The sequence below is a fragment of the Streptomyces sp. MH60 genome, from assembly GCF_002939385.1.
GTDB lineage: Bacteria > Actinomycetota > Actinomycetes > Streptomycetales > Streptomycetaceae > Streptomyces.
This window is the reverse complement of the sequence record NZ_MULI01000009.1, coordinates 102,953-128,929: the sequence shown is the minus strand read 5'-3', so window position 1 is coordinate 128,929 and position 25,977 is coordinate 102,953. Positions and strand designations below refer to the sequence as shown.

The 25,977-nt window shown below is 69.8% G+C and carries 22 protein-coding genes; 5 read left to right on the top strand and 17 right to left on the bottom strand.

The genetic code is table 11. The features are described 5' to 3' along the window. Positions 1-49: 49 nt before the first annotated feature. A complete protein-coding gene (gene ku, locus BZZ08_RS09575) occupies positions 50-1,144 on the top strand; it encodes a non-homologous end joining protein Ku (RefSeq protein ID WP_198601377.1) in 1,095 nt (364 codons plus the stop codon). An 857-nt stretch (positions 1,145-2,001) separates the two neighbouring features. Here ku and BZZ08_RS09565 read toward each other — a convergent pair. From BZZ08_RS09565 to BZZ08_RS09520, 10 genes are all read right to left on the bottom strand, one after another. Continuing rightward, positions 2,002-2,748: a DUF4142 domain-containing protein gene (locus BZZ08_RS09565; RefSeq protein ID WP_104631727.1), complete on the bottom strand. Its 747-nt coding sequence runs from the start codon at positions 2,746-2,748 to the stop codon at positions 2,002-2,004. Positions 2,749-2,901: 153 nt separating this feature from the next. Next, on the bottom strand, positions 2,902-3,336 hold the full coding sequence (locus BZZ08_RS09560) for a PPOX class F420-dependent oxidoreductase (protein ID WP_104631726.1): 435 nt from the start codon (positions 3,334-3,336) through the stop codon (positions 2,902-2,904). Between the two features lie 72 nt (positions 3,337-3,408). Continuing rightward, complete coding sequence (locus tag BZZ08_RS09555; protein ID WP_104631725.1) at positions 3,409-4,308, bottom strand: DUF3152 domain-containing protein; 900 nt, start codon at positions 4,306-4,308, stop codon at positions 3,409-3,411. Positions 4,309-4,562: 254 nt separating this feature from the next. Then, positions 4,563-4,898 (bottom strand): TcmI family type II polyketide cyclase, encoded by a 336-nt coding sequence (locus BZZ08_RS09550; protein WP_011030169.1) that lies wholly within the window; start codon positions 4,896-4,898, stop codon positions 4,563-4,565. 32 nt (positions 4,899-4,930) lie between these two features. Beyond that, positions 4,931-5,410: an SRPBCC family protein gene (locus tag BZZ08_RS09545; protein WP_104631724.1), complete on the bottom strand. Its 480-nt coding sequence runs from the start codon at positions 5,408-5,410 to the stop codon at positions 4,931-4,933. 1 nt (position 5,411) lies between these two features. After that, complete coding sequence (locus BZZ08_RS09540; protein ID WP_104631723.1) at positions 5,412-5,681, bottom strand: acyl carrier protein; 270 nt, start codon at positions 5,679-5,681, stop codon at positions 5,412-5,414. A 69-nt stretch (positions 5,682-5,750) separates the two neighbouring features. Then, entirely contained in the window at positions 5,751-7,025 is a 1,275-nt protein-coding gene (locus BZZ08_RS09535) for a ketosynthase chain-length factor (RefSeq protein WP_104631722.1), read from the bottom strand. Beyond that, positions 7,022-8,293 carry a beta-ketoacyl-[acyl-carrier-protein] synthase family protein gene (locus tag BZZ08_RS09530; RefSeq protein ID WP_104631721.1) on the bottom strand — a complete coding sequence of 424 codons (1,272 nt, stop codon included), beginning with the start codon at positions 8,291-8,293 and terminating at the stop codon, positions 7,022-7,024. The genes BZZ08_RS09535 and BZZ08_RS09530 overlap by 4 nt, the downstream gene beginning before the upstream one ends. Continuing rightward, a complete protein-coding gene (locus BZZ08_RS09525; RefSeq protein WP_104631720.1) occupies positions 8,290-8,757 on the bottom strand; it encodes a cupin domain-containing protein in 468 nt (155 codons plus the stop codon). The genes BZZ08_RS09530 and BZZ08_RS09525 overlap by 4 nt, the downstream gene beginning before the upstream one ends. 160 nt (positions 8,758-8,917) lie before the next feature. Then, complete coding sequence (locus BZZ08_RS09520; RefSeq protein WP_104631719.1) at positions 8,918-10,120, bottom strand: SchA/CurD-like domain-containing protein; 1,203 nt, start codon at positions 10,118-10,120, stop codon at positions 8,918-8,920. A gap of 320 nt (positions 10,121-10,440) precedes the next feature. Here BZZ08_RS09520 and BZZ08_RS09515 point away from each other — a divergent pair, with 320 nt between their 5' ends. After that, the gene (locus BZZ08_RS09515; RefSeq protein WP_104631718.1) at positions 10,441-12,306 is read left to right on the top strand and encodes an FAD-dependent oxidoreductase; all 1,866 of its coding nucleotides are present in this window, start codon (positions 10,441-10,443) and stop codon (positions 12,304-12,306) included. 101 nt (positions 12,307-12,407) lie between these two features. Next, the gene (locus tag BZZ08_RS09510) at positions 12,408-13,247 is read left to right on the top strand and encodes a patatin-like phospholipase family protein (RefSeq protein ID WP_198601376.1); all 840 of its coding nucleotides are present in this window, start codon (positions 12,408-12,410) and stop codon (positions 13,245-13,247) included. A gap of 8 nt (positions 13,248-13,255) precedes the next feature. Here the strand turns inward: BZZ08_RS09510 and BZZ08_RS09505 are convergent, their stop codons facing one another. Further along, the gene (locus BZZ08_RS09505; RefSeq protein WP_104631716.1) at positions 13,256-13,756 is read right to left on the bottom strand and encodes an Lrp/AsnC family transcriptional regulator; all 501 of its coding nucleotides are present in this window, start codon (positions 13,754-13,756) and stop codon (positions 13,256-13,258) included. A 135-nt stretch (positions 13,757-13,891) separates the two neighbouring features. On the opposite strand from BZZ08_RS09505, the gene BZZ08_RS09500 reads away from it, so the two are divergent. Next, a complete protein-coding gene (locus tag BZZ08_RS09500; protein ID WP_104631715.1) occupies positions 13,892-14,572 on the top strand; it encodes a nitroreductase family protein in 681 nt (226 codons plus the stop codon). A 539-nt stretch (positions 14,573-15,111) separates the two neighbouring features. After that, positions 15,112-16,173: a hypothetical protein gene (locus BZZ08_RS38585; protein WP_133169187.1), complete on the top strand. Its 1,062-nt coding sequence runs from the start codon at positions 15,112-15,114 to the stop codon at positions 16,171-16,173. A 439-nt stretch (positions 16,174-16,612) separates the two neighbouring features. On the opposite strand, the gene BZZ08_RS39460 is transcribed toward BZZ08_RS38585, so the two are convergent. The 6 genes from BZZ08_RS39460 to BZZ08_RS09460 form a co-directional block, all read right to left on the bottom strand. Further along, positions 16,613-16,828: a hypothetical protein gene (locus BZZ08_RS39460; RefSeq protein WP_241965413.1), complete on the bottom strand. Its 216-nt coding sequence runs from the start codon at positions 16,826-16,828 to the stop codon at positions 16,613-16,615. Positions 16,829-17,204: 376 nt separating this feature from the next. Further along, the gene (locus BZZ08_RS39455) at positions 17,205-17,726 is read right to left on the bottom strand and encodes a hypothetical protein (RefSeq protein WP_241965412.1); all 522 of its coding nucleotides are present in this window, start codon (positions 17,724-17,726) and stop codon (positions 17,205-17,207) included. Between the two features lie 690 nt (positions 17,727-18,416). Next, positions 18,417-19,847, bottom strand: a complete 1,431-nt coding sequence (locus BZZ08_RS09480) for a hypothetical protein (RefSeq protein ID WP_104631713.1) — start codon at positions 19,845-19,847, stop codon at positions 18,417-18,419. Positions 19,848-20,173: 326 nt separating this feature from the next. Next, positions 20,174-21,652 carry an AAA family ATPase gene (locus tag BZZ08_RS09475; protein WP_133169186.1) on the bottom strand — a complete coding sequence of 493 codons (1,479 nt, stop codon included), beginning with the start codon at positions 21,650-21,652 and terminating at the stop codon, positions 20,174-20,176. Then, positions 21,649-22,833 carry a DUF262 domain-containing protein gene (locus tag BZZ08_RS38580; protein WP_133169185.1) on the bottom strand — a complete coding sequence of 395 codons (1,185 nt, stop codon included), beginning with the start codon at positions 22,831-22,833 and terminating at the stop codon, positions 21,649-21,651. The genes BZZ08_RS09475 and BZZ08_RS38580 overlap by 4 nt, the downstream gene beginning before the upstream one ends. Positions 22,834-23,009: 176 nt before the next feature. Further along, positions 23,010-25,949: a type I restriction endonuclease subunit R gene (locus tag BZZ08_RS09460; protein ID WP_104631709.1), complete on the bottom strand. Its 2,940-nt coding sequence runs from the start codon at positions 25,947-25,949 to the stop codon at positions 23,010-23,012. Positions 25,950-25,977: the final 28 nt, after the last annotated feature.

The window sequence follows — 25,977 nt, the reverse complement described above, 5'->3', positions numbered from 1 at the left end:
AGAACGGGGACAAAATATCTGAAAGCGCCCGAAAGGAACGGTGCTGCACGTGCGATCCATCTGGAACGGCGCCATCTCCTTCGGCCTGGTCAGCATCCCGATCAAGCTGGTGAACGCGACCGAGAGCCACTCGGTCTCCTTCCGCCAGATCCACACGGAGGACGGCGGCCGGATCCGCTACCGCAAGGTGTGCGAACTGGAGGACCGCGAGGTCACCCAGGCCGAGATCGGCAAGGCCTACGAGGACGCCGACGGCTCGATGATCCCGATCACCGACGAGGACCTGTCCCAGCTGCCGATCCCGACGGCCCGCACGATCGAGATCGTGGCCTTCGTCCCGGAGGACCGCATCGATCCGCTCCAGATGGGCTCGGCCTACTACCTCGCGGCGAGCGGCGCCCCGGCCGCCAAGCCGTACACCCTGCTGCGCGAGGCGCTCAAGCGCAGCAACCGGGTCGCGATCGCCAAGTTCGCGCTGCGCGGCCGCGAGCGACTCGGCATGCTCCGGGTCGTCGGCGACGCCATCGCGATGCACGGCCTGCTGTGGCCGGACGAGGTGCGCGCTCCCGAGGGCGTCGCCCCGGAGGGCGGTGTCACCGTGCGCGAGCAGGAACTGGACCTCGCGGACGCCCTCATGGACACCCTCGGCGAGATCGACCTGGACGACCTGCACGACGAGTACCAGGAGGCCGTCGAGGAGGTCATCGCCGCCAAGGCCGCCGGTGAGCGGCCCCCGGAGGCCCCCGCGGAGGCGGCGCCGGGGAAGGTGCTGGACCTGATGGCCGCGCTGGAGAGCAGCGTGCGGGCGGCGCGGGAGTCCCGGGACGGCGAGGAGGCCGGCGCGGCCGAGGACGCGGAGGTCAGATCCCTGCCGCAGCGCAAGTCCTCCGCCCGGCGGGCCCCCAAGGAGACCGGCGGCAAGAAGTCGACGTCGACGGCGGCGAAGAAGACGGCGGCCAAGAAGGCGGAGCCGAAGAAGTCGACGGCGAGGTCGTCCGCCGGGTCCGCGAAGAAGACGGCGGCCAAGAGCACCGCCAAGAAGGCCACGGCCAAGAGCGCCACCAGGAGCGGCGACAAGGCCGCGGCCAAGAGCACGGCCAAGAGCACCGGCAAGAAGACGGCGTCCCGCAGGCGCAGCGCCTGACGGGCGCGGGCGCTCACCCGGGTCGGCGGGTGCGCTCCACGGGCGCGCGGGCGTTCAGTCGACCGTCCAGGCGGACGTGGACGCCCGGGTATCGCGGACGGCGCGGGCTCGAAGACGGCGGGGCTCGCCGCGGCGGACTCGGTCGGCGAGAGAGAGGCCGGCGCGAGGGAGGCCGGTGTGGGCAGGGCGGGGCTCTCCTCCAGACGCCGCCCGATGGTCTCGGCCGGCCCGCCGCCCGGGGTGGCCGGTCCGGTGGACAGCTGCGACCACGCGGTCAGGGCGAGGGCGACCGCGGCGGCCGTACCGGCCACCCGGCCCGTCCGCCGCAGCCGGGCCCGGCCGTCCAGCTCGCGCCAGGCCGGCCCGGCCCAGGTCTCCTCCCGGCGCCACGCATCGCCGACCGTGCCGCGTGCGCCGTCGGAGTGACCGGACTGACCGGACTGATCGGGGAGATCGGGGCGATCGGAGTGATCGGCGGGGGGCTCCTCCGGTCGCCATCCGGGGGTCCGGTCGCGTGCGGAGGGTTCCCTGGGGGCGGAGGCCCGGATGGCGCGCTCGTCGTCCTCCAGGAACAGCCGCCAGACGTACTCGGGCACGACCGGCGCACCGTCCGGCTCACCCGGTGTGTCGCCGCTGCCCGGCCCGGAAGCGGTCATGGTCCCGCTCTTCTCGTCGTCGGCCCCGGACGGACGCGGGCGGGAGGAGGGATCGGCCCGCCCACCACCGGGTCCGGCACCGGATGGTCATGGCCCGGCGGACTCCGTCGGCCGCCACTCCCTGAGAACGTGCGCGACCGGCGGCCCGTTCCCCGCGCCCCCGGTCGTGACTCGGTCGTGATCGTGCCCGCGCCCCGGGGCTCAGGGGGCCGCCGGGGACGGAGTGGGCGTCGGGGAGGCGGTGTTCACGTTCAGGTCGGGGCGCGGCTTGAGCACCAGCACCTGCTCGCCCGGCGGCGGCGGGGGCGGGGTGACCTTCTCCCTCGGCAGCTTCGCCGGGCCGGTCTGCTGGAAGGTGACCTGGTCGTACTCGACCAGCCCGGTCTTCTCCAGCACCGTGATGTGGTCGAGCACCGTGTCGTTGGCCAGGTCCGCCAGCTGCCGCACGAGGGTGTTCTTGGTGGAGGCCCGGATCTTGGCGATCGCCGGGAAGATCTGACCGTGGGTCACCCGCATGATGTTGACCGCCGACGAGTCGAACTCCTTGCCGGTCTTCGCGTCCACGGTGGCCACGAAGCCCTCCTGCTGCGGGGAGGCCCGGTTGGGCAGCGTGATGCCCAGCTCCGGGGAGATCTCGCGGCACATCGCGTCGAGTCCGGCGTGCCCGACGACCAGGTGCTCACCGGCCGTCTTCATCGCCTTCGTCGTACCGCGCTCCATCACCATCTCGCCCAGCGGGTACTCCCACAGCCCGGCGGCGCGGACCTTGACCACGAAGTCGCGGTCGGCCTCGGTGAGCGGACCGAACTTCGTACTGGCCACCACCCGGTTCTGGTTGCCGTCGGCCTTGTCCAGACCGAGCACGGCCGGGAAGGCCAGCGCGGTGAGGGTCAGGGTCATCGCACCGAACAGGACGACGACTCCGATCCTGCTGCGGGACGGGCGCATGGTGCCTCCAGGGGCGACGCGGGGTACGCGCACGCGTGCTCACGTGCGTACTCGTACGGGTACGCCAGGAGATACGCGAACGGCGGGCGGATCCTTCACCGCTCCGGCACACAACTTGCGGAGCGCGCGGGGCCCGCTCCCGCGCGCTCGGCTTCAGCCGATGTCGGCGCCGTACACCCGCTCGACCGTGAGGGTGAGCAGCACCCGGCGGTCGGACACCATCGTCGACCGGTACTCGTCCCAGTCCGGGTGCTCCCCGGCCGCGGCGCGGTAGTACTCCACCAGCGCGTCGACCTCCGGTCCGTGCGGGTCGGTGCCCGGCCCGGTGAGGGTGGCGACGCCCTCGGCGGTGGCCCAGGACCTGCCGTCCGGGGCGGTCACCTCCAGCGCGGCCCGCGGGTCCCGGCGCAGGTTCGCCGTCTTGGCGAGTCCCTCGCGGGTGGACACGCGGATGACGCCCGCGTCGGGGTCGTAGGCGGGCATGACGGGCGAGAGCTGCGGGCGGCCGTCCGACTTGATCGTCGCCAGTACGCCGAGCCGGCTCTCGGCCAGCAGGGCACGGGGGTCGAAGCCAGGTGTGGTGGTCATGGTCCGATCCTCACCCCCCGCCCCGCGTCCTGTCCCGCGAACCGTCCGCCGAACGTGCCGCGCCGAGGCTGCTCAGGGCACCGAGGGGCCGCCCAGGTAGGCGCCGTCCTCGTCGTAGGGCCAGGCGTTGGCCACACACCCCTTGAGGCCCTTGATCTGCTGCATCATCGCCGGAGCGGGCCGCCCGGCCCCGGGGCAGGTCTCGTGGCCGTGGCCGATGCGGTGCCCGACCTCGTGGTTGACGATCAGCGCCCGGTACTCGTGGATCGGGCCGTCGAACTCCGGGGAGCCCAGCACCCAGCGCTTGAGGTTCACCACGACGTCCGTGCCGACGCTGCAATTGACCTCACCCCGGGTGAGCAAACCCGCGGCCCCGCAGATCTCGTCGACGGTGCCCGGCGTGGCGATCTTCACCACGAAGTCGTACGAGCCGCTGCTGACCAGCCGGAAGGAGTCGGTGCCGTTCCGGGTCCAGCCGCGGCGGTCGGCGAGCACGTCGGATATCTCGGCGGCGGCGGCGCTCGGCCGGACGTCGATGCCCTCCTCGACCAGGACCTTGTAGCGGCGCACGCGGCTGCCGGTGCCCACGGTCGAGCCGTCGGCCCGGGCGGTGACGAAGGTGCCGGGTCCGGTCGCCGGAATGGCGATGGTGCTGGGGGAGGGCGAGGCCGAGGGCGACGGGGAGGTCGTCGGGGACGGCGACGCCGAAGCGGAGCGGAACGGGGACGGCGTACGGGTGGAGACGTCCAGGGCGTCCTTGACGTCGGCCACCTGGTCGTCCGTCACCGGCGGCCGGATCTCCCGCCAGTACGCGACGGCGGCGCCCGCGGTGAGCAGGACGGCCCCGAGAGCGACGAAGGCGAGGACCGCGCGGGCGGGTCCGCGGCGTCTGCCTCTGCGGGAGCGGGATCTGTCCCCGGCACCGTCCGGCCCGGGTCTCCGGCCGGACCGGCGGGCGGTGGTTCGGCCCACGGCGGGCGTCCTCTCTGCTGGTCGTTGGGGCGCGCACAGCGGACTCCGGTGTGCCGTTGTACCCCAAGATCCAAGCGGACGGACGTGCGAAAACGTCACGGTTTCCGCAGTGTCCCTTCTCACGCGGACATCCGGCCCGTGCGGGCAACCGTTCGAGGCGCGGCGACGTCTTCGCCCAGAACGTGCACGTCGGGGCCGCCCGGTGGAGACCGGGCGACCCCGACGCGTGCGGGCTCTTCGAGGACGGAGTGCCGTCAGCCGGCGGGGGTCCGCTCCCAGCGGTAGAAGCAGCGCGCCATCGCGTCCTTCGGACCGCGCCAGGTCGCCGGGTCGTACGCCGAGACGTACGGTTCGAGCCGCTCGCTGACCTGGCGGAACTCCGGGTGGCCGGTCAGCCTGCCGATGGTGGGGGCCGGGTCCTCGTCGCTCTCGATGAGGTGCAGGTACACGCCGTCACCGAACTCGAAGAGGCTGCGCCGGTTGACGCCGACCAGGTGCGGCAGTTCGCCGCTGTCGGACTCCGCGAACACCTTCGCGATGTCCGGTGCCGCGCCGGGTGCCATCCGGGCGACGATCAGTGTGTGGTGCATGGGGTGCTGCCCTTCGCCGAGGTCCGTGGGTGTCAGTCGGCGAGCACCGAAGCGGTCCGCCGCTCGCCCGCCGACTGCTCGATCCGGTCCCGGATCAGCGCCATCTGCGTCCGGGAGTTGCGGTTGATGTTGTCCGTCATCCAGGCGTCGTCCACGGGCGCGTCCGGCTTCATCGCGAAGTCCTGCGTCCAGCGCATGACGACGCCCTCGGCGGTCTCCGCGTACTCCCAGACGATGTTCATGTACTGGAAGGGGCCGGTCTCCACCCGCTGGGCGCGGACCGTGCGGGTGACGGGGTCCGCGACCCGCTCGGAGACCCAGCTCCACACCTTGCCGTCGGCGTCCGGGTGCATGGTGAGTCGGAACGTGACGCGGTCCTCGTCGCGGTCGAGCACCTCCACGGAGGCGTACTCGCTGAACAGCCGGGGCCAGTTCTCGATGTCGTTGGTCATGTTCCAGACCAGCTCCATAGGAGCGGCGATGGTGATCTCGTTGTCGGTGTGCCCTGCCATGTCACACTCCCGTCTTCAGGGCGCCGTTGACCAGCGCGAGGAAATCCGCGGGCGTCTTGCAGCGCTCGGCCTGCTCGGGCAGGCCGAGTCCGTACCGCTTCTCCAGCTCGGCCACGATGCCCAGCAGGCCGAGGGAGTCCAGGCCGAAGGTGTCGAAACCGTCGTCGGCCTGCTGCTGGAGGGTGATCGGGTCGACGTGCACGCCGGCGGTGCGCTTCATCAGCTCCGACAGCTCCTCGACAGTCACCTGGTAGTCCAGCTGGTCGGTCATGGGGTGTGCTCCTTGACTCGGGTTGGTCGGCCACGGGTGTCCCCGTGGCCGTCGGTCGTCGGTCGTCGGTCAGCGGCCCTCGGCCGGGACGGCGCCCCGTCGCAGGACGAGCGCCGAGTTGGATCCCATGAGCCCGCGCGCGAGGACCAGGGCGGTGCGCGGCTCGGCGGGGCGGGCCCGCCCGGTCACCAGGTCCAGGTCGTGGCACACGTCGAAGACGTGCGGGGTCGGCGGGACCAGCCCGTGCTCCATCGCGAGCACCGCCGTCGCCACGTCCAGCACCGGTGCCGCGCAGTACGCCCGCCCGGTGCCGGTCTTGGGCGCGGTGACCGGCACCCGCGCGGCGTGCGGGCCCAGCGCGTCGGCCAGGGCCAGCGCCTCGGCCCGGTCGGCCTCCGGGACCCCGAGGGCGTCCGCGAAGACCACGTCGACGTCCTCCGGCCGGCAGCCCGCCTCGGCCAGGGCGCCCCCGATCGCGCGGGCCAGGCCCTCCCGGGACTCGGCCCAGCGGCCGGGCCCGGTGAAGGTCGCCGCGTGCCCGGCCACCGTCGCCCGCACGTCCGCCCCGCGCTTCCGGGCCGCCGCCTCCTCCTCCACGACGAGTACGGCACCGCCCTCGGCCGGTGCGAACCCGCAGGCCGCGTCGGTGAACGGGCGGTAGGCGCGGTCGGGTTCGGTGGCCCGGCTCAGCTCGGGGTAGCCCAGCTGGCAGACGATCGAGTACGGGGCAAGCGGCGCCTCCGTCGCGCCGCAGACCACCGTGTCGGTGCCGTTGCGCACGGCCAGGGCCGCGTGCGCCAGGGCGTCCAGGCCGCCCGCCTCGTCGGCGGCCACGACTCCGCAGGGGCCCTTGAAGTCGTTGCGTATGGAGACCTGGCCGGTGCTGGCCGCGTAGAACCAGGCGATCGACTGGTAGGGGCCGACATGGCGCGAGCCCTGGCCCCACAGGTTCTGCAGCTCCCGCTGCCCGAACTCGCCGCCGCCCGAGCCCGCCGCGGTGACCACGCCGACCGAGTACGGCGAGGCGATGTCGGCCCGGCCGAACCGGGCGTCGGCCAGCGCGTGCTGGGTGGCGGCCAGCGCGAAGTGCGTGAACCGGTCGGTCTGGACGAGGAAGCGGTCCTCGACCGTCTCGGCCGCCTCAAAACCGTGCACCTCGCCCGCGACCCGCAGCGGCAGGTCCACGCAGCCCTCCCGGGTGACGGGCCCGAGGCTGCTGGTGCCGTCAGCGACCCCTTTCCAGTGCGCCTCGACACCGGTGCCGTGCGGCGACACCACACCGAGTCCGGTGACGACCGCGCGCCGGCTCCCACCGCCGGTGCCGGTCCGTTGTGGTCCGCTCATCGCAGCCCTCCTTCACTGCCGCTCAGTACGACCGCGGACTGGAAGCCGCCGAAGCCGCTGCCCACCGACAGCACGTGCCGCAGCGTCCGCTCGCGTGCCTCACGCGGCACGTAGTCCAGGTCGCACTCGGGGTCGGGGGTGGTGTAGTTGGCCGTGGGCGGCACCACCTGGTGGGCCATCGCCAGCACGCACGCGGCCAGTTCGATCGAGCCGATGGCGCCGAGCGAGTGGCCCACCATGGACTTGATGGAGCTCATCGGCGTCGCGTAGGCGTGCTCGCCCAGCGAGCGCTTGACGGCCGCGGTCTCGTGCCGGTCGTTCTGCTGGGTGCCGGAGCCGTGCGCGTTGACGTAGTCGATCGCGGAGCCGTCGAGGCGGGCCATGTCCAGCGCCGTGTCGATGGCCCGCGCCATCTCCAGGCCCTCCTTGGTGAGCCCGGTCATGTGGTACGCGTTGCCGAAGGTGGCGTAGCCGGAGATCTCGCAGTACACGTCCGCGCCCCGGGCCCGGGCGTGCTCCAGGTCCTCCAGGACCAGCACCGCCGCGCCCTCGCCCATGACGAAGCCGTTGCGGTCGGCGTCGAAGGGGCGGGAGGCGTGCGCCGGGTCGTCGTTGTTCGGCGAGGTCGCCTTGATGGCGTCGAAGCAGGCCATGGTGATCGGCGATATCGGCGAGTCCGCCGCGCCCGCCAGGCACACGTCGACCCGCCCCTCGGCGACCGCGTGGTAGGCGTACCCGACGGCGTCCAGGCCCGAGGTGCACCCGGTGGAGACCGTCTGCACCGGCCCGCGCACCCCGAACTCCTCGGCGACCGCCGAGGAGAGGGTGGCGGGGGTGAAGGCGCGCTCCAGGTACGGTTCGGCCCGCCGGTCGTCGACGTCCCAGCGCTTGCCGCGCTCGCTGACCAGGACGTAGTCGTGCTCCAGCCGGGTGGTGCCGCCGACCGCCGTGCCGAGGGTGGCACCGGCCCGCCAGGGGTCCTCGCGGTTCATGTCGAGGTTCGCGTCCCGCACCGCCTCCGAGGCGGCCACCAGCGCGAACTGCACGTACCGGTCGCACCGCTGGGCGGTGGCGAGGCCGAGCCCGTGGTCGGAGGGCTCGAAGTCGCACTCGGCGGCGATCTGCGAGCGCAGCCCGGCCGGGTCGAACAGGGAGATCCGGCGCGTCGCCGTACGGCCTTCGGACAGCAGCCCCCAGAACTGGGGCACGCCGATCCCGCCCGGGGCGACGACGCCTATGCCCGTGACGGCGACCCGGCGCCGGGTCATGACACCACCTCGGCCGCGGCGGGCCGCTCGTGCCCGGCGTGACCCGCGTGCGCCCCGTCGCACGGGAGCGCGTTGCCCTCGGCGTCCTCGGTGTCGACGTGGCCCAGCTCCGGACGCGGGGCCAGCGGCCCCAGGTGGAACACCAGCCGCGCCTCGACGTCCCCCGCGTTGCGGAAGCGGTGGCGCATGTCCTGCGGGATCAGCAGCCCCTGGCCGGTGGCGAGCGAGTGCGGCACCCCGTCCAGGTCCACTTCGAGGGCGCCCTCCGTGACGTACACGAACTCCTCGGAGTACGGGTGGTAGTGCTCGGCGATGCGGTCGCCGGGCTGCACGATGGCCACGCCCATGAAGCCGCTGGTCGACCCGGCGGTGGTGGGCGTGAGAAGGGCGCGGAGGTCTCCGCCGCGGCGGCGGTTCGGCGCGATGTCGCCGAGGGAGACGATGCGTACCTGCTGGTCTGTCATGTCGTTCACTCCGGGGTGAAGGGAGGAAGGGGGAAGGAGCGGGGAAGCGGGAGAAGCGGGGAAGCGGGAGAAGCGAGGAGAAGCAGGGCGGAACGGGGTGGAGCGGCGGCGGGTCGCGCGGGCCGGGGCGGGGGTGTCGCGCGGTCGCGGGGAGCGGGGTTCAGGAACCGGCCGAACGCCGGTCGGTCAGGGGCGTCATCCGGACCCGGGTCAGCAGCCGGGCCAGCGTGCCGGCCTCGGTCGGCGGCCCGTCGACGCCGACCGCGGCGGTGTCCAGCAGCCGCTCGGCGGCCTCGGCACCCTCGGACCCGTGCAGGCCCAGGACGGCGGCGGGCGCGGCCTCGGGATCACCGGCCACGTCGACGAGCCGTACGACGAGGTCGTCGCGGTGGAAGACGGTGGCCGCGAGCACCGGGCTGTCCGGGGCCTGTGCGGTGGCCGCGTCCCGGCGGGCCAGCAGCCGGGCCAGTTCGCCACCGGCGCCGGCGCGCACCGGGTAGAGCAGCGCGAGCCGCTCGGTGCGCGTGCCGGCCCGGCCGGGGGAGGTCGCGTGGTGGACGGCCGGCATGGCGGCGCGGGTGAAGAACCGCCGGGCCGAACGCGGGTCGGTGAGGTCCCGCTCCTGCTCCAGATACGGGTCGAGGGCCTCCTCCACGGCCCGCACTCCGGGCTGCCGGGCGACGTGGCGCAGCGCGGTCTGCAGGTCGCCGCGCACCTCCACGGCCCGCACGATCCGGTTGCCGGACATGAACAGCGAGGTGCGCAGCAGCCGCGTGGCGCCGTCCACGTGGGCGTCGGGCGACACGTACTCGGACAGCAGCCGGGCGGTCTCGGCCTCGGTGCCGGGCCGCACGGTGAAGGTCAGGGCATGGCGTACGACGTTGCCCCCGATCCGGGGCGCCGAGCGCGGCTCACCGGGTGCGGGCCGGGCGCCGTCGGTCTCCCGCAGGACGCTGTAGCGCAGCGAGTGGGTGTCACGGACGCAGGTCTGCAGCGGCTCCACCGTGTCCAGGTGCTCGTCGCTGTTGACCCAGGCCAGGAAGGGCGCGGCGCTCTCCCACTCGCTGGTCAGCAGCCACTGGGTCGGGTTCTCCAGGGACTGGCACAGCTGGTCGCTGACGTGGCCCGGCACGGCGGCGACCCGGTCGCGGATGCGCTCGTAGGCGTCCAGGAACTCCTGCTGCATTCCGTCGTGGACGTCCAGCATCAGGACGACCCGCACGCGGGATCCGTCGAACGCGGATATCGACACGCCGCCCGCGTCCGTCGCCACGGCGGGCGACGACGCCGTGCCCGACGCCGCAGTGGCATCCGTCGCGTCCGTGCTCGGGGCATCCGTCGCTACGACGGGAGAGACCGTCATCCGGCCCACCTCTTCTCCGGGGAACTTCCTCGTGGACTGGGGCGATCGTCGTCGGCGCCCACCAGGCAGGCGGGGTGCGACGGTCGCGTAAGCACGATCGTGGGCCGTGCCCGCGGGGTCCGCGAACCAGGAGGGTTAAGCGGGTGAAGCCTGCGCCGCCGCGGGCCCCGACGGGCCGTACGGGGCATGCATGAAGGCCCCGGCGCACCCCTGTCGGACCCCACTCGCACGTCTGACGCACGTCTGTCGGCCCACTCGGACATCTGTCGCACGTCAGTCGGACATCTGTCGGACGTCTGTCGCACAACGGAGGACGAAGCATGAACGAAAGAGCCGACCGGTCCGGCGGCGCCGCCCCCGGGGGCGACCGGACCCACCGTGTCCCGGTCCTGGTCGTCGGCGGGTCCCTGGTGGGCCTGTCGACTTCCGTGTTCCTGGGACGGCTGGGCGTCCGGCACACCCTGGTGGAGCGGCACGCCGGCACCTCCATCCACCCGCGGGGACGCGGCAACAACGTCCGGACGATGGAGATCTTCCGGGTGGCCGGCACCGAGCCGGACATCCGCCGGGCCGCCGCCACCCTGGCCGACAACCACGGCATCCTCCAGACGCCCACCCTGGTCGGCGACGCGGGGGAGTGGCTGTTCAAGCAGATCGACCCCGGCAACGGGCTGGCCCGCTTCAGCCCCAGCTCCTGGTGCCTGTGCAGCCAGAACGACCTGGAACCCGAACTCCTCACCCACGCCACGAACCTCGGCGGCGACCTGCGCTTCGGCACCGAACTGCTCTCCTTCGAGGCCGACACCGAGGGCGTCACGGCGATCGTGAAGAGCCGGGAGACCGGCGAGCACACCACCATCCGCGCGGACTACCTGGTCGCCGCCGACGGCCCCCGCAGCCCCGTCCGCGAGCAGCTCGGCATCGGCCAGAGCGGACCCGGCGACCTCTTCCACAACGTCAGCATCACCTTCCGCTCCCGTCGCCTCGCCGACGTGGTGGGCGACCGCCGCTTCATCGTCTGCTACCTGACGGACGAGAACGCCGACGGCGCCCTCCTGCCCGTCGACAACCGCGAGAAGTGGGTCTTCCACGCCCCCTGGCACCCCGATCAGGGCGAAACCGTCGAGGACTTCACCGACGAGCGCTGCGCCGCCCACATCCGCCGCGCCATCGGCGACCCGGACCTGGACGTCGAGATCACCGGCAAGGCCCCCTGGCACGCCGCCCAGCGCGTCGCCCGCAGCTACCGCTCCGGCCGCGTCCTGCTGGCCGGCGACTCGGCCCACGAGATGTCCCCCACCGGCGCCTTCGGCTCCAACACCGGCATCCAGGACGCCCACAACCTCGCCTGGAAGCTGGCCGCGGTGCTGGAGGGCTGGGCGGGCGAGGGCCTCCTGGACACCTACGACATGGAACGGCGCCCGGTCGCGGAGGCCACCAGCGCGCGGGCCGCCCACCGCTCGGTCGAGCACAGCCACCCGGGGTTCGCGCCGCCGCCGGTCATGGGGGGCGGCGGTCCCGGCGGTCCCGGTGGTTCCGGTGGCCCGGGAGGCGCGCTCGGTGGTACGGGAGGCGTGCCCGGTGGTACGCGAGGCGTGCCCGGGGGATCGGGAGGCGTGCCTGGAGGGTCCGGCGGTCCGGGTGATCCGGGCGGTCCGGGCCGTCCCGGTGGTGCGCCCGGTGGCGGCGGTCCCGGTGGGGGCCCGCAGCGCGGCATCCTCAACGTCGCCCTCGGCTACCGCTACCCACGGGGCGCGGTGGTCGGCGCCGACCCGGCGACCCCGGTGGTCCCCGAGGGCCTCGACCTCACCGGCGCGCCCGGCAGCCGGGCTCCCCACCTCTGGCTCCGCCGGGGCGAGGAGCGCCTGTCCACCCTGGACCTCTACGAGGACTCCCTCGTCCTGCTCAGCGACGCGGCCCAGCCCACCGGCTGGCACGAGGCCGCCGCCGAGGTGGCCGCCGGGATGCGGGTCCCGCTGAAGTCGTACCGCGTGGGCGGGGCGCCCGGGGCCGACCTGACCCCGGACGACGAGGAGGCCGACTGGGCGCGCGCCCACGGTGTGACCCGCGGCGGCGCGGTCCTGGTCCGCCCCGACGGCTTCGTGGCCTGGCGTTCCCCGGGGCCCGCTCCCGACCCGGCGGCGATGCTGCGCCAGGTGGTGGCGTCGGTACTGGCCCGCACCTGAGGCGACCGGTCACCCCAACCGTGGACCACTCCCCGCTTACCTGCTAGCGTCACGCTCCAGCGGTAAACGGGGAGTGGTCCCCGGTATGGAGAGGGGTGGACGTGGCGGATACGGCACTGGTGCTGGGCGGGGGCGGCCTGACCGCGTACGGATGGCAGATCGGCGTCCTGGCGGGACTCGCCGAGGCCGGGGTGGACCTCACGGACGCCGGCGTCCTGGCGGGCACGTCGGCGGGTTCCCTGCTGGCGCTCGACCTGGCCCGGGGATCGGCCCCGGCCGACCTCTACAAGGAGCAGCTCAACGGCGAACGCGCCATGCTGGAGGTGGACTTCACCTTCGGCATGACGGTCAGGTACCTGTGGGCCGCGCTCGGTTCCCGGGACCCGGAGACGGTGGTCAAGCGTCTCGGCCGGCTCGCGCTCTCCGTGCGCGACGTGCCGGAGTCCGCGGTCCTCGACGCCATCGGCCCCCAACTCCCCGTCCGCGACTGGCCCGACCGAACCGTCCGGATGTTCGCCGTCGACGCGCTCACCGGCGAGCCGGCCGCCTTCGACGCCGACAGCGGGACCGACCTGCTGCACGCCATGTCGGCCACCTGCGCACTGCCGCCCCTCTTCCCGCCGGTCACCATCGGTTCCGGCCGCTGGATGGACGGCGGCGTCCGCTCCACGACCAACGCCGACCTGGTCGACGACTGCGCGCGCGTCGTCGTACTCGCCCCGATCCCCAAGGGGGCGGGAGCGAGCCCGAGCGCACGGAGCCAGGCCGAGACCCTCTCCTCGCGCGGTGCCCGGGTCGCCCTGCTGACCCCCGACCGGGAGGCCCGCCGCGCCTTCGGCCGCAACCCCCTGGACGCCTCCCGCATCCCCGGGGCGGCGCGCGAGGGCCGACGCCAGGGCACGGCCCACGCGCAACGCGTCGGGGAGATCTGGCGGGGCTGAGCCTGGAGTCAGCCCCGGGGCTCCGACAGACCGGACACCTCGTCGACCAGGGGCTGGACGCGATAGGGGACGACCGGGCTCAGGGCGATGACCGTCGTGCTGCGCCGCACCCCCGGCACCTCCAGCACCTCCAGCACCTGGTCGATCACCTCCTGCACATGCTGGTTGCTCGTGCCCGCGATACGGCACCAGATGTCACCGGGGCCGGTCACGACGTGCGCCTCCAGGATCTGCGGCACGGCCCGCAGCCGGACCGCGATGGCCGCGCGGGCCGGCTGGTCCACCTCGAACGTCGTGAACGCCTGGACCACGTGCCCGACGGCGGCGACGTCCACGTCCGGCCCGTAACCGGTCACCACGCCGGAGCGGGTCAGCCGGTCGAGCCGGGCCTGCAAGGTGCCGCGGGCGACCCCGAGTTGGCGGGCGATCTCCAGCAGACCCTCACGCGGACGTTCCCGGAGCAGCCGCAGCATCCGCCCGTCGAGCCGATCGAGCCCTTGTCGTGCCACCGTACCTGCCGATCTGCCACCCGAATGGCACTCAGGTGCCACTCCTCTTGCCACATAGACAACCAGGCAATGCCCTTGTTGCCCAATAAGCACTCCGCGTCAGACCCTTTGTGCTTCCGTCACAGGAGGAGACCCGTGAGGCAGCACACGCACCCCTTCATCCCCTACCGGCCCGAGCGGTACGACGAGGTCGAAATGATCCGGCGGGGAAAGGACTTCGTGTCGTTCGTCGACCGCAGACGCAGCGTGCGGTTCTTCAGCGACGAGCCGGTCCCGCGCGAGTGCGTCGACCTCGCCGTCGCCGCCGCGAACACCGCCCCCTCCGGCGCCCACTTCCAGCCCTGGAAGTTCGCCGTGATCGGCGACGCCGAGACCAAGCACCGCATCCGGGTCGCCGCCGAGGAGGAGGAGCGGGTCAACTACGAGGGCGGACGCATCCCACCCGAGTGGCGCGCCGCGCTCGCTCGCCTGGAAACGGACTCCGACAAAGGCTTCCTCGACGTCGTGCCGTGGATCGTGGTCTGCTTCGCCGAGAAGAGCACCGCACTGCCGGACGGTTCGCTGCGCAAGAACTACTACGTGAACGAGAGCGTCGGCATCGCCTGCGGCCTCTTCATCACCGCCCTGCACACGATGGGCCTGAGCACCCTGACGCACACCCCCAACCCCATGGCGTTCCTCACCAGAATCTGCGAACGCCCCGCCAACGAACGCCCCTACATCCTCTTCCCCGTCGGCCACGCGTCCCCCGACTGCGAGGTCCCGGCCCTGACCCGCAAGCCCCTGACAGAGGCACTCACCGAGCCCCCGCACTGACGACCCCGGCGACGCGCACACCACGCCCCGACCGTCGATCGCCCGCAGCGCGGAAAGGCCCCGACCGCCGCACGCGCCTCAAGGGCCCGTGGCTCAGGACGGCCCCGTCACCCCTTGGCGGCCACGAGAGTGGGGTCGGGCCTGGAGTCCGCGGCGGGCCGATTCCGGTCGGACCCGCTGTCGTACCCACCGGCGTAGCCGCGCTCGTCGTACCGGGACCGGCATCTTGTCAGACAGGCACTCGCCAGAACCCGTTCCACCACCCCGGGTCACGAGCGCCGAAAGGGGGCGGTGCTCAGGCGTCGCTCTGACCATCGCCCTCCGGGGAATACGACGGAGCACCGCGGGTCTCGAAGCCGTTTCCCTTCGCCACCGGCGCACGCCCCGGACCAACCAACCGCCAACGGCCAGGACTCCAGCAGCGGCGAGCGACCCGATCGTCTCGCTCAGCACATTCTGACTGATGGCCTCCCAGGGCATAGCGAATGCCCACACAGCAACCTCCATCTGAACGTCAACAGGTGCTCAATCAAGGTGCGTTGACGCAGAACGACACGGACGCGGGCGGACGACAGACAGTATCGTCGGACAACATCAGACAGAATCGGACGGGGAAGGGGGAGGCTGTGCCGGGGTTGAAACGACCGCAGCTGAGCGAAGGCCCGAAGAAGGATCTGAACAGTGCGCTCCATGATTTGCACCTGAGGGCGGGCCATCCATCCGTGCGTGACCTTGAGTATCGGATCGGCGCCGGCATCGCCGGTAAAAGCCGGATTCACGACGCCTTCTCGAACCACCGCCTACCCAAGTGGGATCTGCTTTCCGTGCTGGTACCAGCCCTGGCGCAGACCGTTCCAGGAGCTGACTCGGCGGTGGAGGAGGCCCGCGTATACCGCCTGTGGCTGGCCGCATCAGGGTCCGAGGTGACCGAAGGGCCCATGAATGCTTTGCCGTCCGAGAATCCGACGCCATCACGGACCGCCGAGGTGTCGACGACGCCCGTTGACCGGAAGCCTCCAGGGTCGACGAATCAGCTGACGAATCGCCGCCCGGTCCTCGCCATGCGTATCGAGTGGTTCAATCCTTCGGGTATCGATATCAGCACTCGACGCAGCCTGCGTGCCTGGGTGGACAGTGCCCTCGATGACATCGGCTGGCCCAGTTACGGTGACCATCGGAGAAACCACAGCGCCGGTGTGACCATCGTCCTGGACGATCCCGATGAGAGCCCGAACCTGACGATCGGGACCTTCCTGTCATCGCTCGACGCTGAAGCTGAAACCCTCAACAAAAGAGTCTCGTACCACTCCACTACCCCGCTCAGCCTCGGGTTTCTAGCCTCTTCAACGGCGAGCGTGTCCGGGCCCGAAGAGGCCGTGAAGGACTTGAGCACCATGTGGTCAGGCGACCTGACGCATCTCTGGCAGCGGTCGGGTGGAGACATATCGGCAGTGGTCTACGGTATCGACCTCCAAGACGGCCGGCTCCCGGGCTCCTGGGCGGGGGACTACATGCGCCCCGGCGCTGAGTGGGCTGGTCTGACGATGCCGTGCCACGTCCGGATTGCGCCAGACGACCCGTGGGCATCCGTTCCGTTCTGACGTACGACCACGCCTGGCACGAATCTCGGGAGCCGGCCCAGCCCCCGGGGAGCCTACGGCCGGTGGCACCCACCTGCACACGACAAGGCCCACTCAGCAAGCACGCTGACGGCGGGGTCTTTAGACGTCGTTTCCTATACTTCAGGTGTCAGCTGAGTGGCCTGGGGAAAACCCAGTTGGTCGAGTAGCGCACTGAAGAGGTCTTCTGTGAAGGTCTCGTGTGAGCGAAGCAGGGCCTCAATCCTGGGCATCTCCGGCGTGACGGGGATGCCAGCGGCTGCGGCCCAGGCAACGGCGCCCTCGGCGTCGAGGGCGGCGCGCTCGTGTCTGACGGCTTCGAGGAACTCTGGCGTGTCCAGTCACAGGAGTTGATCTTCGAGGTCTTCGGGCTCTTCGACCAGAAGCCCGTCGGCAATGTCCAGGTTGAGCCATGCCTGCTCTAGCGCTGCCCGGTGGTGTCCAGCCCGGTCACGAGAGCGAGGGAGCTGTCGGAGACGTCGGCCACGCAGGCAGGTGCACTGCTCCACTCAACCAGGGCGGGCAGGTCCGCGTCGTCCCATGTCCCGAAATCGATTTGGGGCGTCTGCCAGCCGCCCGACGGTGACTCCCATGTGTGCATGACCGCCTTGAGTTCTCCGTCGAGGCTGTCGAACACGGGAGCTTCCGACGGAGGGCGGTTGCTGCGAGCGAAGACCAGGCGACCCGAGAATCCTGCGGCAGTTCCTCGTTCGAGATGGTGAGCGCACTTTATGGGCTGCTGCTGACAACGCAGGCGTGGTCAACATCTGCGTGGTCGGCCCGGCTTATCTGCTGAGACGGCGATAGCCGATGAGGGCTGCGGCGATGGCAACGAACGTAAGAAGGTGCTCGGCGCATCGAGGATCTGTTGCGCGAGTACGAGTGAGCTCAATATACGTGCCCGAGGCCCCTGGGGTTGTCCAGGGGCCTCACTGTCATGCGTTGTGCGCGGGGCAATGGACGAAATGCCCTCAGGAGCGCGCGGTGAAAGTCGCGGGGCTTGGTCTCTTCGGCTACTTGCGGACCTTCGCCAGAGCCAGCTGCACGAGCTTCAGTGCTGTCTCAACAGAATCATCGTCGCGAAGTGGGCAGTTCACGACATACTGATGCCCCGGTCGGACATCGCGGTAGCTGACGTGCGGCTCGTTGAGATCGGTCACGTCCTCCTTCGTCAAGCGCAACGTCAGGCCACCGTTCCGGGGTTTGACGTATGCCACAGCCCCGTAGCGGCGGATGCCTGCGTCGCGCACCATCACGTAGTCAGTGAGGCCGTCCTGAGTGCGCTCGGACGCGCCTGGACCAATCTCGACATTGCCGAGGTCTACCACCCCCCGCAAGAAGTCCAGAACTCGCTTGGCGACATCTGCGCTGCGAGCTCGACCGTTGACCAGAGCGCTGATCTGGGTCCACTCCAACGCGTCGACAGGTGCGTCGGTGGCGACCTCGGCGGGAGCCCCCGAGTCGCTGTCCTCGTCCGTGCCAGTGAGCCGAAGGAACTCGGCGATCTCCTGCGGTGTGCCATCAATTAGGCGCATTGATCCCTCTCCCTTGCGAACACATCAGGTTGTGCTCGCTGACACAAGCTTACTCATACATGCTCACGCGTACACAAGCACTCGCGTGCAGCTGTGTATGCGCCGCTGGGGTGAGTCCGCATCCCGAATCGAGGCGGGCTCCGCCCGCTGCGGGCAAGGAAATGGGGCCCGACTCGGTCGAGTTGTTGCGCAGTGGGCGTGGTGAGAGCTGCTGGCAGACACGGCGAGCTTCAGGCCATCGCTGCCAGGCGCTTCGACGAGCGCATAGGCAGATGCCGATCGGCAGGGAGTGTGGTTCGTGAGGGCGGACGGCGCCTTTATCCGCGTTGGACGATGGCCTGTAGGCCCCGCTTTCGCTGGCGGTCACCTGCGACGAAGCTTCAAGATCCCGTCCACGCCTCGTCCACAGACCCCGACATACGCCCGCTGCGAGCGGCATACGGCTGCACATACGCGAAGACCCCGGCCTCAGCGTTTCCGCTGGTGACGGGGTCTTGGGCACACTTACACAGTGTGCCCCCGGCAGGATTCGAACCTGCGCACACGGCTCCGGAGGCCGGACAGTTCCTAGATGTTTTTGCAGGTCAGCGGGATGCCTGACGCTGCGTTAGCGGCGCGATCCCGCGTATGTCCCGTGAAAATGAAATGCCTCGTATGGCCCGATTTTACCTGTGTGTGATTTGCGCCCTGTCACTCACTGCGAGGCTCTTGAGCTTTCTGTTTGTAGGCGTGGTGGAGGTACGTCCTGCGCTTGGCGCCTCGGTCCCGAATGCGGGCTTGCCGGGCTCGGACCGACTCCTCGCTCGATTCCGTGGCCATCACGACGCTGTGGCCGGCGGTCACGCGTTGTTTGACCAGTGCGTGCAGCTGCTCCCTTGTGGTGCCGACGGTTCCGGCAAGGCCGTGCTTGACGAGGTCGATGAATTGGGTACTCGTAAGATGTCGTTCGACTTGGCCGTAGCCGAGAATCCGGGCCGTGCTGTTCGCTCGCTTGCCGCGAGTGCAGTCGTCTTCGAGTAGGAGCCGTACATACGAGACGGGCAGATACATGCCCGGCGCGAGATCCTGCATCGGACGCTTATCGGCATTCTTTGGCCAATAGGCAAGCTTCAGGAAGCATGGATCATTGCCGAGCCGCCATTCGCTCGGCTGCGTCGGAGTTCTGCTCAACCTGGCAGTTTCTTCGAGCCGATCAAGCTGACGTCTCAGCCGCTCGTCCACGTAGATCGAACGAGTGTCAGGATCGAGCCGTTTGTACTGGACGAAGACGAAACTCTTGGTGGGCTCGTGGAAGTAGAGCATGTCGGTGCCCAGGCGCGATTCTACGGGCGTGGCGTTGACGTTGACCACTTCGAGTCGTCTTCCCGATGCATCGTGGAGTACGTGAATGTCGCACCGGACCCCGGTGCCTTGTTGCCATTCGCTGAACATCTCGAATGCCTCACCGGCGACGCGGACGTCGTAGTCAATGAGACTGTGTTCCACGGGCTGCGGAATCAGCCCAGCGGCGTACGGAGCGTCTTCTGACGGCGGCCGTCGCCACGCAGCGAGTGCAGAGAGCGGAAAATCGGCAATGCGAAGCAGGCTTCCTGTTGCATCGCGCTGCTCCTGCCACGACTGGTCGGCCGGACTGCTCCCGAAGACAGGTGGGTCGGCTTGGGCGATCAGCCAGTCAAGCAGGGGACCGAGTCCGGGGCGTGCTGTGCGGAGCGCACTCTCCAGCGATTGCCATACGGCGTTGCTGCAAGCGCCTACGGTACCCGGCAGCGAAGCGCTGTCGAATTCCTGGCGCAGAGGTTCTGGTAAGTCGCGCAGGATACCGTCAGGGCCGTCCAGGGGAACAGCTTGCGTGCACTCTCGGAGCGGATCGACGGTGATGCTCTTGTCGACCGCCCCCACTGTGCCGTGGCGAGCAACGATGCCTATCCACGCGAGCCACCGTGATCGGTCCTGGCCGTGCTGGGGAGGTGCATCGCCGATCAAGAGCGCGATGGGCGGCCCATCAAGTGCTGCATCGATGTTCAGGCTTTTGGGGCGGGACTTGGTCAGTCTCTGCTCAATTCTGAACTTGCCCAGGTTCGCGTCGAGTTCTTGTGTGCTCAGTGTCACGATGAAGGCCACGAGTGGAGCCTATCCAGGTGCCCGTGCGCGCAGCTGCTTCCGGTTGCCCTGGCCATCCACGGACAGACCGCGCAGTCGGGGCCGCACAGGTCGACGGTCGGTGAGCCAGCCGCCCACTGCCCAACCCGCCGCCGACGCGGGTGAGCGGTCGGCAGACCGTCGTCTCGGCCGGGACGTGCTGCTGCGGCAGCACCGGATCAGGGCGCACGTCGAGTCGGCCCAGCACCTGGGGCGGCGAGTTGGCGATCTACTCTCCGATCGCCAGGAACGAAGTCGCTCCCGGCCGGCGCCGCGCACACGGTCATGACCAGGATGGCGGATCTCTCTCATGGCGCAGTAGTCACAAGCGTTCGAATCCGCTTTATGAGCTGATCGGTGTCCCTGCGAAGATCCGGCACAGAGCGGAGTCTGCGCACTGCGAAGGAGATCAGCCGCCCCTCGTCCACGCCCGTGTGTTCACTCACGATGGCAGGCTGATCGTGGATATTGCACACGTGCGCTTCCTCCAGAGCGTGCCCCAGGGCATCCTCTGTCACGCCGAGTTCCTTGGCCGCTGCCCCCATGCGTGTCTGGAGCATCTGCATGACGACGGCCTCGGGGTCGTGGTTGCCTGGCAGGTACTCCAGCCACTCTCCCTGACGACCTGGTTCAGAGCGTGTATCGCCGTCCAGTACACCGAGAAAAGCCACGGCCGGTCCGGTCGGACCGAGGACCCGTGCGATGGTGACGGCGGTGTCGGCGCCACGCACATCCTGCACACACAGATGCGGGGCCAGCTCCGGCAGGTGGCAGCGGAGCAGCTCCTCCAGCATCAGCCGCGCGAAGCGGTCTTCGACCAGCAGCACTGCCTCGACCCGCGGAGCCATGCCCAGCTTCCGGCTGACTTGAGCAGGAATGGCGCCTGTCGAGATGGTCGCCTGAGCCGCGCCGCCTACTCCGCGCTCCAGTGTGCGCAGGGAGGTGCCCGGCAAGAGGTAAGCGAACTCTGGCGAGTGCGAGGCGAGGACGACGGACAGCTCCATCTTGACCGCACGGGCGACGATGATGTCGAGCAGCCGTTCGCGCGCGCGGGGTGAGAGAAAGTTCTCGGGTTCGTCCAGCAGCACAATGCTCCCGCGCGCCACTCCGCGCAGGGCCCGCAGGATGACGCAGGCGGCGAGTTCACCCAGACTCATCTGTTCGGGACCGTAGGTGTCGCCGTGGCGCCCGAGCTCGTAATAGAACCATGTGGGTGCCTCGCCGGAGGTCGGGGAACGGCGGTCCAGCTCCTGGTGTGTGACCAGATCGTAGGGGCGCCCCATGATGCTGCCGAGGGCCTGGTCGAACCAGGCACTGCGGGGAGCCTTCTCGGCTGTAGCACGTTCGCTTTCAAGTTCGTGTGCCGGCACTCGGCTCACTTGGGCCAGTACATCGAAGCACTCCCGTGCGGTGTCGACGTACACACACGGGGCCTTGGCCTCGGCCAGTTCCACGTCGCCCGTCACCGGTTTGCTGCGATCGCTCTTCTGGTGCCTGGACTGGCCCATCAGCCGCACGGCAGTGGGGTGCGGTACGCCGTCCAGTGAAGTCTCATGCCGCAGATGGCGGGCGAGCGTTCGCAGGAACTGCGTCTTGCCCGCGCCGCTGACCCCGCACAGGAGTGTGATACCCGGCGCCATCTCGGCAACCAGCGAGCCGAGGTGCGCATGTCCGTCGATCTCAACCCTGCGCAGCGGTGAACGCACTTGGCCACTGGCCAGTTTGCGGTAGTGATTCTTGATCTGGGCCCGGCGGAGGACCTCCTCATCCTCTGCGTCCCGGCTCAACGCCACTCCCCCCAGGACTTCAAGGCCCCGTCTTCCCACAGCACTTGGTCGATCCTGTCCTCAGTGAACGGCGCGTCTCCCGCGCTGGTCAGTGCCGCGTACATGCGCAGCACGTCAGGCACGGGGGAGACCCGGCGCGACGGGGCGCCGCCTGTCGCCACAAGGAAGAGCCAGCCAATGGCGTCCCGCAGCACCGTCGCCTCGGGTGTGTTCGCGCCCACAGCGGCTACCTCGTTGAACCGCTCAAGCAACGCAGCATAGGGCAGCTCACGGAACGCGGACCTGAGTGGAGGAGCTGCTCCCGGCCCGAGCTCGGCAGCCAGCTTCCGGCGCTCGGGCTCCAGCCATTCGAGGAGATACCCAAGATGGTGCTCGGCGCCGGCCCCGAAGGCACGCCGGGCATGGACCATGACCAGCGTCCAGGTCAGCAGAGTCGGTTTGGTGAACCGGACTGCCGGCATGTCGAGTGCGGGCAAGGAGAGCAATCCCTTGAGAGCGTCAGCCACCTCGTCTCGCGTGTGGTCGGCCACCGCATCAGCAGAGCGCAGCCGGTTGTTCAGCTGCTCGCTGCCGACCGCAGCAGCCTGGACGCTGCCTGCTTCCACGGCGACCAATACCCTGCTGATCACGTCCTCGTAGGCCAGGCCGACGTTCCCGAAGCCAATGCGCTCCTCGCCCATACCCCAGTCGGCCGCGGCGGCCACGAGGACCCGGACCTGCTCGCCGAACGAGCCCGACTCGACGAGCATGCGTCCCGCTTCGGTCAGTCCGCCATGAGGATTGAGGCGCAGCACCGCCGTACGCAGCTCGGCGGGGGGCAGCTCGTTGAGCTCCAGAAGCACGAGCGGATAGTCGTCGATCGTGGTACGCAGCCCCTGCGGCAGAGCGTGATATGTCTTGCCGTCGGATTCTCGCAGCTCACGGACCGGGGGCGTGAGTTTGCCGTCGAGCAGCAGGTCGCCGCGTACGAACTCCTCGAGTGCCGCCAGGCGTCGCTGTCCGTCCAGCAAGACTCTGGATCCATCCGCCTCACGGGCGACGAGCAGTGTGCCGATTGGCCAGCCGCGCAGGACGGAGTCGAGAAGCACATGCTTGTGGTGATCCGACCACTCTGCGCTGATGGACGGCTCTGACGCTTGGCGCAGCTTTCCGTCGTGGAGCTGGGCGAGCGCCTCGCGCACGGTCACGACGGTGGGCCGTGTCGCCGACGCGCGCAGGTCGTGAGCCGGGGTCATGACGCTCGCCCCCTCTCGAGCCTGGGATGGGTGGTGGCCTGGTAGGCGCGGTTGAAGCCCATGCCTGATGGCACGATAAGGCCGGGCACTGACATCCGGTGGGTCATGGTCCGAGGTCCGCCTCAGTAGTACTGCCGGATGTAGTCGTACGCCTTCTGGAACAGTTCTTCGTCCCGCTGTAGCTGGTAGCGGACAAGCGTGCGGCGCAGCGCCTTCTTCACCTCGCGCTCGCCGCCCGCGGTGTGCTGCCACCCTGGGAACCGCACCGCCTCGACGATGCTGTCGATCTCCTCGACGAGCTTGGCGACCGCCACGGGGGTGCCCTCAGGGCGGGACGACTCGAACAGCCGGGTGAGAGCGTACTTGCCCTGCTCCCTGGGGTCCTGCTGCTTCTCGTCAGACTCTGCCCGCGCGGTCTGCTCCGCGAGGTCCAGCAACTGGTAGAGATACTCCCGGCTCACCAGCTGACCAGCCTCGTATTGCTGACGCAGCCGCTCCAGCTTCTGCGCCAGAGAGTCGAAGCGCGGCTCACCACGGCGCTTGCCGAGCCGGTCCTGAAGCCGGGGCTGAAGCTGCCGGATACCCCGCTCGGGGACGCTCTGCAGATATTCGGCCATCCTGGCATCGATGACGAGCGTCTCCAGTGGTTCGGGCGGCACGTCGGTGTGGATGTGGGCGTTGACCAGCTCGCGCGTCTTGGGGCCGAGTACCCGCCACAGCAGAGGGCTCGTGGCATGGCTGGGACGCACGGACTGATGAACCTTCGCAAGCCAGCGGTAGTCGTCAACGTGCCGGCTCAGCCGCGGGTCCGGGGCGAGTGCCTCCCACAACCGGGCCAGCCGGGCGAACGCCTCCGCGAACGCCTGTCGGGTCCCGGCATCGGGCAGCTTGTCCTGCGCCGCGAACAGCGCCTCGTAGCCATCCTCGGCACGGTCCACCCCCGAGAAGAACTCCAGGCACGCGCGCAGAGCCCCGGGGAACTCGTCCCACAGGCCCTCGATGCTGGTCACCGCACGCTCGACGGCCCGCTCGTCGAAGCGCATCGCCTGTCCGAGGCGGGCGAAAACACCGAGGTAATCCACGATCAGACCGTGCGACTTGGCCTGTTCGCTGCCCGGCCGCCGGTAGGGGCGGTTCACCCGGCAGACGGCCTGGAGGAGCGTGTGGTCGCGCATGACCTTGTCCAGGTACATCGTCTGGGCGATCGGGGCGTCGAAGCCGGTGAGCAGCTTGGCCGTCACGACAAGGATCTTCAGCGGGTCGTCCGGGTCGCGGAAGCGATCCAGCAGTGCCGCCTCTTCGTCCTTGTCCCTTCCGAAACGCTCCTGGATTTCCTTCGGCTGCCCCTGGGTGGACATCACGACCTCGCTGGTCTCCGGTCCCAGCAGTGCGTCCAGGTGCTTCTTGTACAGGACACATGCCTCCTGATCGAAGACAACGACCTGTGCCTTGAAACCCTCGGGCTCCACCTTCTCCCGGAAGTGCCGCGCAATGTCCTCACACACCATGCGAATGCGCTTGCGGGCCTTGATCAACGCCCCCATGCGCGCGGCACGGTTGGCCATGGCGGCCTTCTCACGAGGGGAGAGCCGCTCTGCGAGTTTCTCGAACTCGGCATCGAGGACTTCGCCGTCGATCCGGAAACGCGCATCCCGCGGCTCGAAGTGCAGCGGCAGTGTGGTTCCGTCACGAAGGGAGTCGGCCTGGGTATACCGCGAGAGGTAGCGGCCTTCGTCTTCCTCGCAACCGAACGTCTTGAAGGTGTTGACGTCGCTTCGGTTGACAGGGGTTCCGGTGAGACCGAAGAAAACCGCACCGGGCAGAGCCTCGCGCATCCTCTGCCCCAGATCCCGGTCCTGCGTGCGGTGCGCCTCATCGACCAGGCAGACGATGTCACGGCGTGCGGACAGAACCCGGTCCAGATTCTTGAACTTGTGCACGGTGGTGACGATGATCTTCCGCTGGCCCGTCGCGAGCATCTCCCCGAGATTGTCGCCGGAGCCCGCCGTGACCACGTTCGGGATGTCCGAGGCGCCGAAGGTGGAGGTGATCTGAGTATCGAGATCCAGCCGGTCCACGACTATCAGCACTGTGGGAGTGCCGGTGCGCGGGTCGGTACGCAGCGCCTGAGCCGTGAACACCATCAGCAGGGATTTGCCGGAGCCCTGGAAGTGCCACACCAGACCCTTCCGCGGAGCGTCCGCGTTATGCACTGCGGCAGCTGCCCGGTCGGCCATCCGCCTGCCGGCCTCGTACTGCTGATAGCGGCAGATGTTCTTGATCTTCCGGTGACGGTCATCAGTGCTGTAGACCGTGAAGTTCCGGATGATGTCGAGAACTGTCGACGGATTCAGCAGGCCGTCGACGGCCTGACGGAGGTACCCGGGGCCGGCCTCGGGATGCTCCTCGCGCAGCCCCGGCGACCACCACGGGCTCCACAGGTGAAGGGGCAGCCGGAGACTTCCGTAGCGCAGGTCACGCCCGTCGGTGGCGAAACACAAGGCATTGGGGACGAAGAACTCCGGTACGTCGTTCTGGTAGCCATCGACCTGGAGTGCCCCGTCGGCCCAGGTGATACCCGGGCGCGTAGCGGATTTCGCCTCACCCACCACCACAGGAATCCCGTTGACCCACAGCACGTGGTCGAAACGGCGCCGGGTCGTACCACGGCAGAAGCTGACCTCCGTGCTGAGGTGGTAGCGGTTGCGGGCGGGGTTATCGAAGTCGACCAGACGGACAGTGACATGCTCGTGGTCCTGCCCGAAGGGCATCGTGCGCTCTCCGAGCAGCCAGGAACGAAAGTCCTCGTTGGCCTTGACTACGCCTTCGCCACGTGCCGAACGAATCAGCCCGGTGAGCCGGTAGAGCACCTCGTCGGCGAGCTCGGGGTCAGCGGCGATGGCCGGGTTGAGACGGACCAACGCGTCGCGCACCTCGGACTCGACGAGGACATCCTGCTCGGTCCGGTCCAGCTGCGTCCCCCGACGGGCCCACGCGAGATCCGGAAGGGCGGTGAGCCGGTCGGTTACGAACGCCTGGACCGTGTCCTTCTCCCTGAACATCCCCCGCCCCTCACTCACCGTCAGCTGT

Bases quoted from the DNA above. Each gene is read 5' to 3' on its own strand.
- BZZ08_RS09565 (WP_104631727.1), bottom strand. From the start codon at position 2,748: ATGCGCCCGTCCCGCAGCAGGATCGGAGTCGTCGTCCTGTTCGGTGCG.
- BZZ08_RS09560 (WP_104631726.1), bottom strand. From the start codon at position 3,336: ATGACCACCACACCTGGCTTCGACCCCCGTGCCCTGCTGGCCGAGAGC.
- BZZ08_RS09550 (WP_011030169.1), bottom strand. From the start codon at position 4,898: ATGCACCACACACTGATCGTCGCCCGGATGGCACCCGGCGCGGCACCG.
- BZZ08_RS09545 (WP_104631724.1), bottom strand. From the start codon at position 5,410: ATGGCAGGGCACACCGACAACGAGATCACCATCGCCGCTCCTATGGAG.
- BZZ08_RS09540 (WP_104631723.1), bottom strand. From the start codon at position 5,681: ATGACCGACCAGCTGGACTACCAGGTGACTGTCGAGGAGCTGTCGGAG.
- BZZ08_RS09535 (WP_104631722.1), bottom strand. From the start codon at position 7,025: ATGAGCGGACCACAACGGACCGGCACCGGCGGTGGGAGCCGGCGCGCG.
- BZZ08_RS09530 (WP_104631721.1), bottom strand. From the start codon at position 8,293: ATGACCCGGCGCCGGGTCGCCGTCACGGGCATAGGCGTCGTCGCCCCG.
- BZZ08_RS09525 (WP_104631720.1), bottom strand. From the start codon at position 8,757: ATGACAGACCAGCAGGTACGCATCGTCTCCCTCGGCGACATCGCGCCG.
- BZZ08_RS09520 (WP_104631719.1), bottom strand. From the start codon at position 10,120: ATGACGGTCTCTCCCGTCGTAGCGACGGATGCCCCGAGCACGGACGCG.
- BZZ08_RS09515 (WP_104631718.1), top strand. From the start codon at position 10,441: ATGAACGAAAGAGCCGACCGGTCCGGCGGCGCCGCCCCCGGGGGCGAC.
- BZZ08_RS39455 (WP_241965412.1), bottom strand. From the start codon at position 17,726: ATGCGCCTAATTGATGGCACACCGCAGGAGATCGCCGAGTTCCTTCGG.
- BZZ08_RS09460 (WP_104631709.1), bottom strand. From the start codon at position 25,949: ATGTTCAGGGAGAAGGACACGGTCCAGGCGTTCGTAACCGACCGGCTC.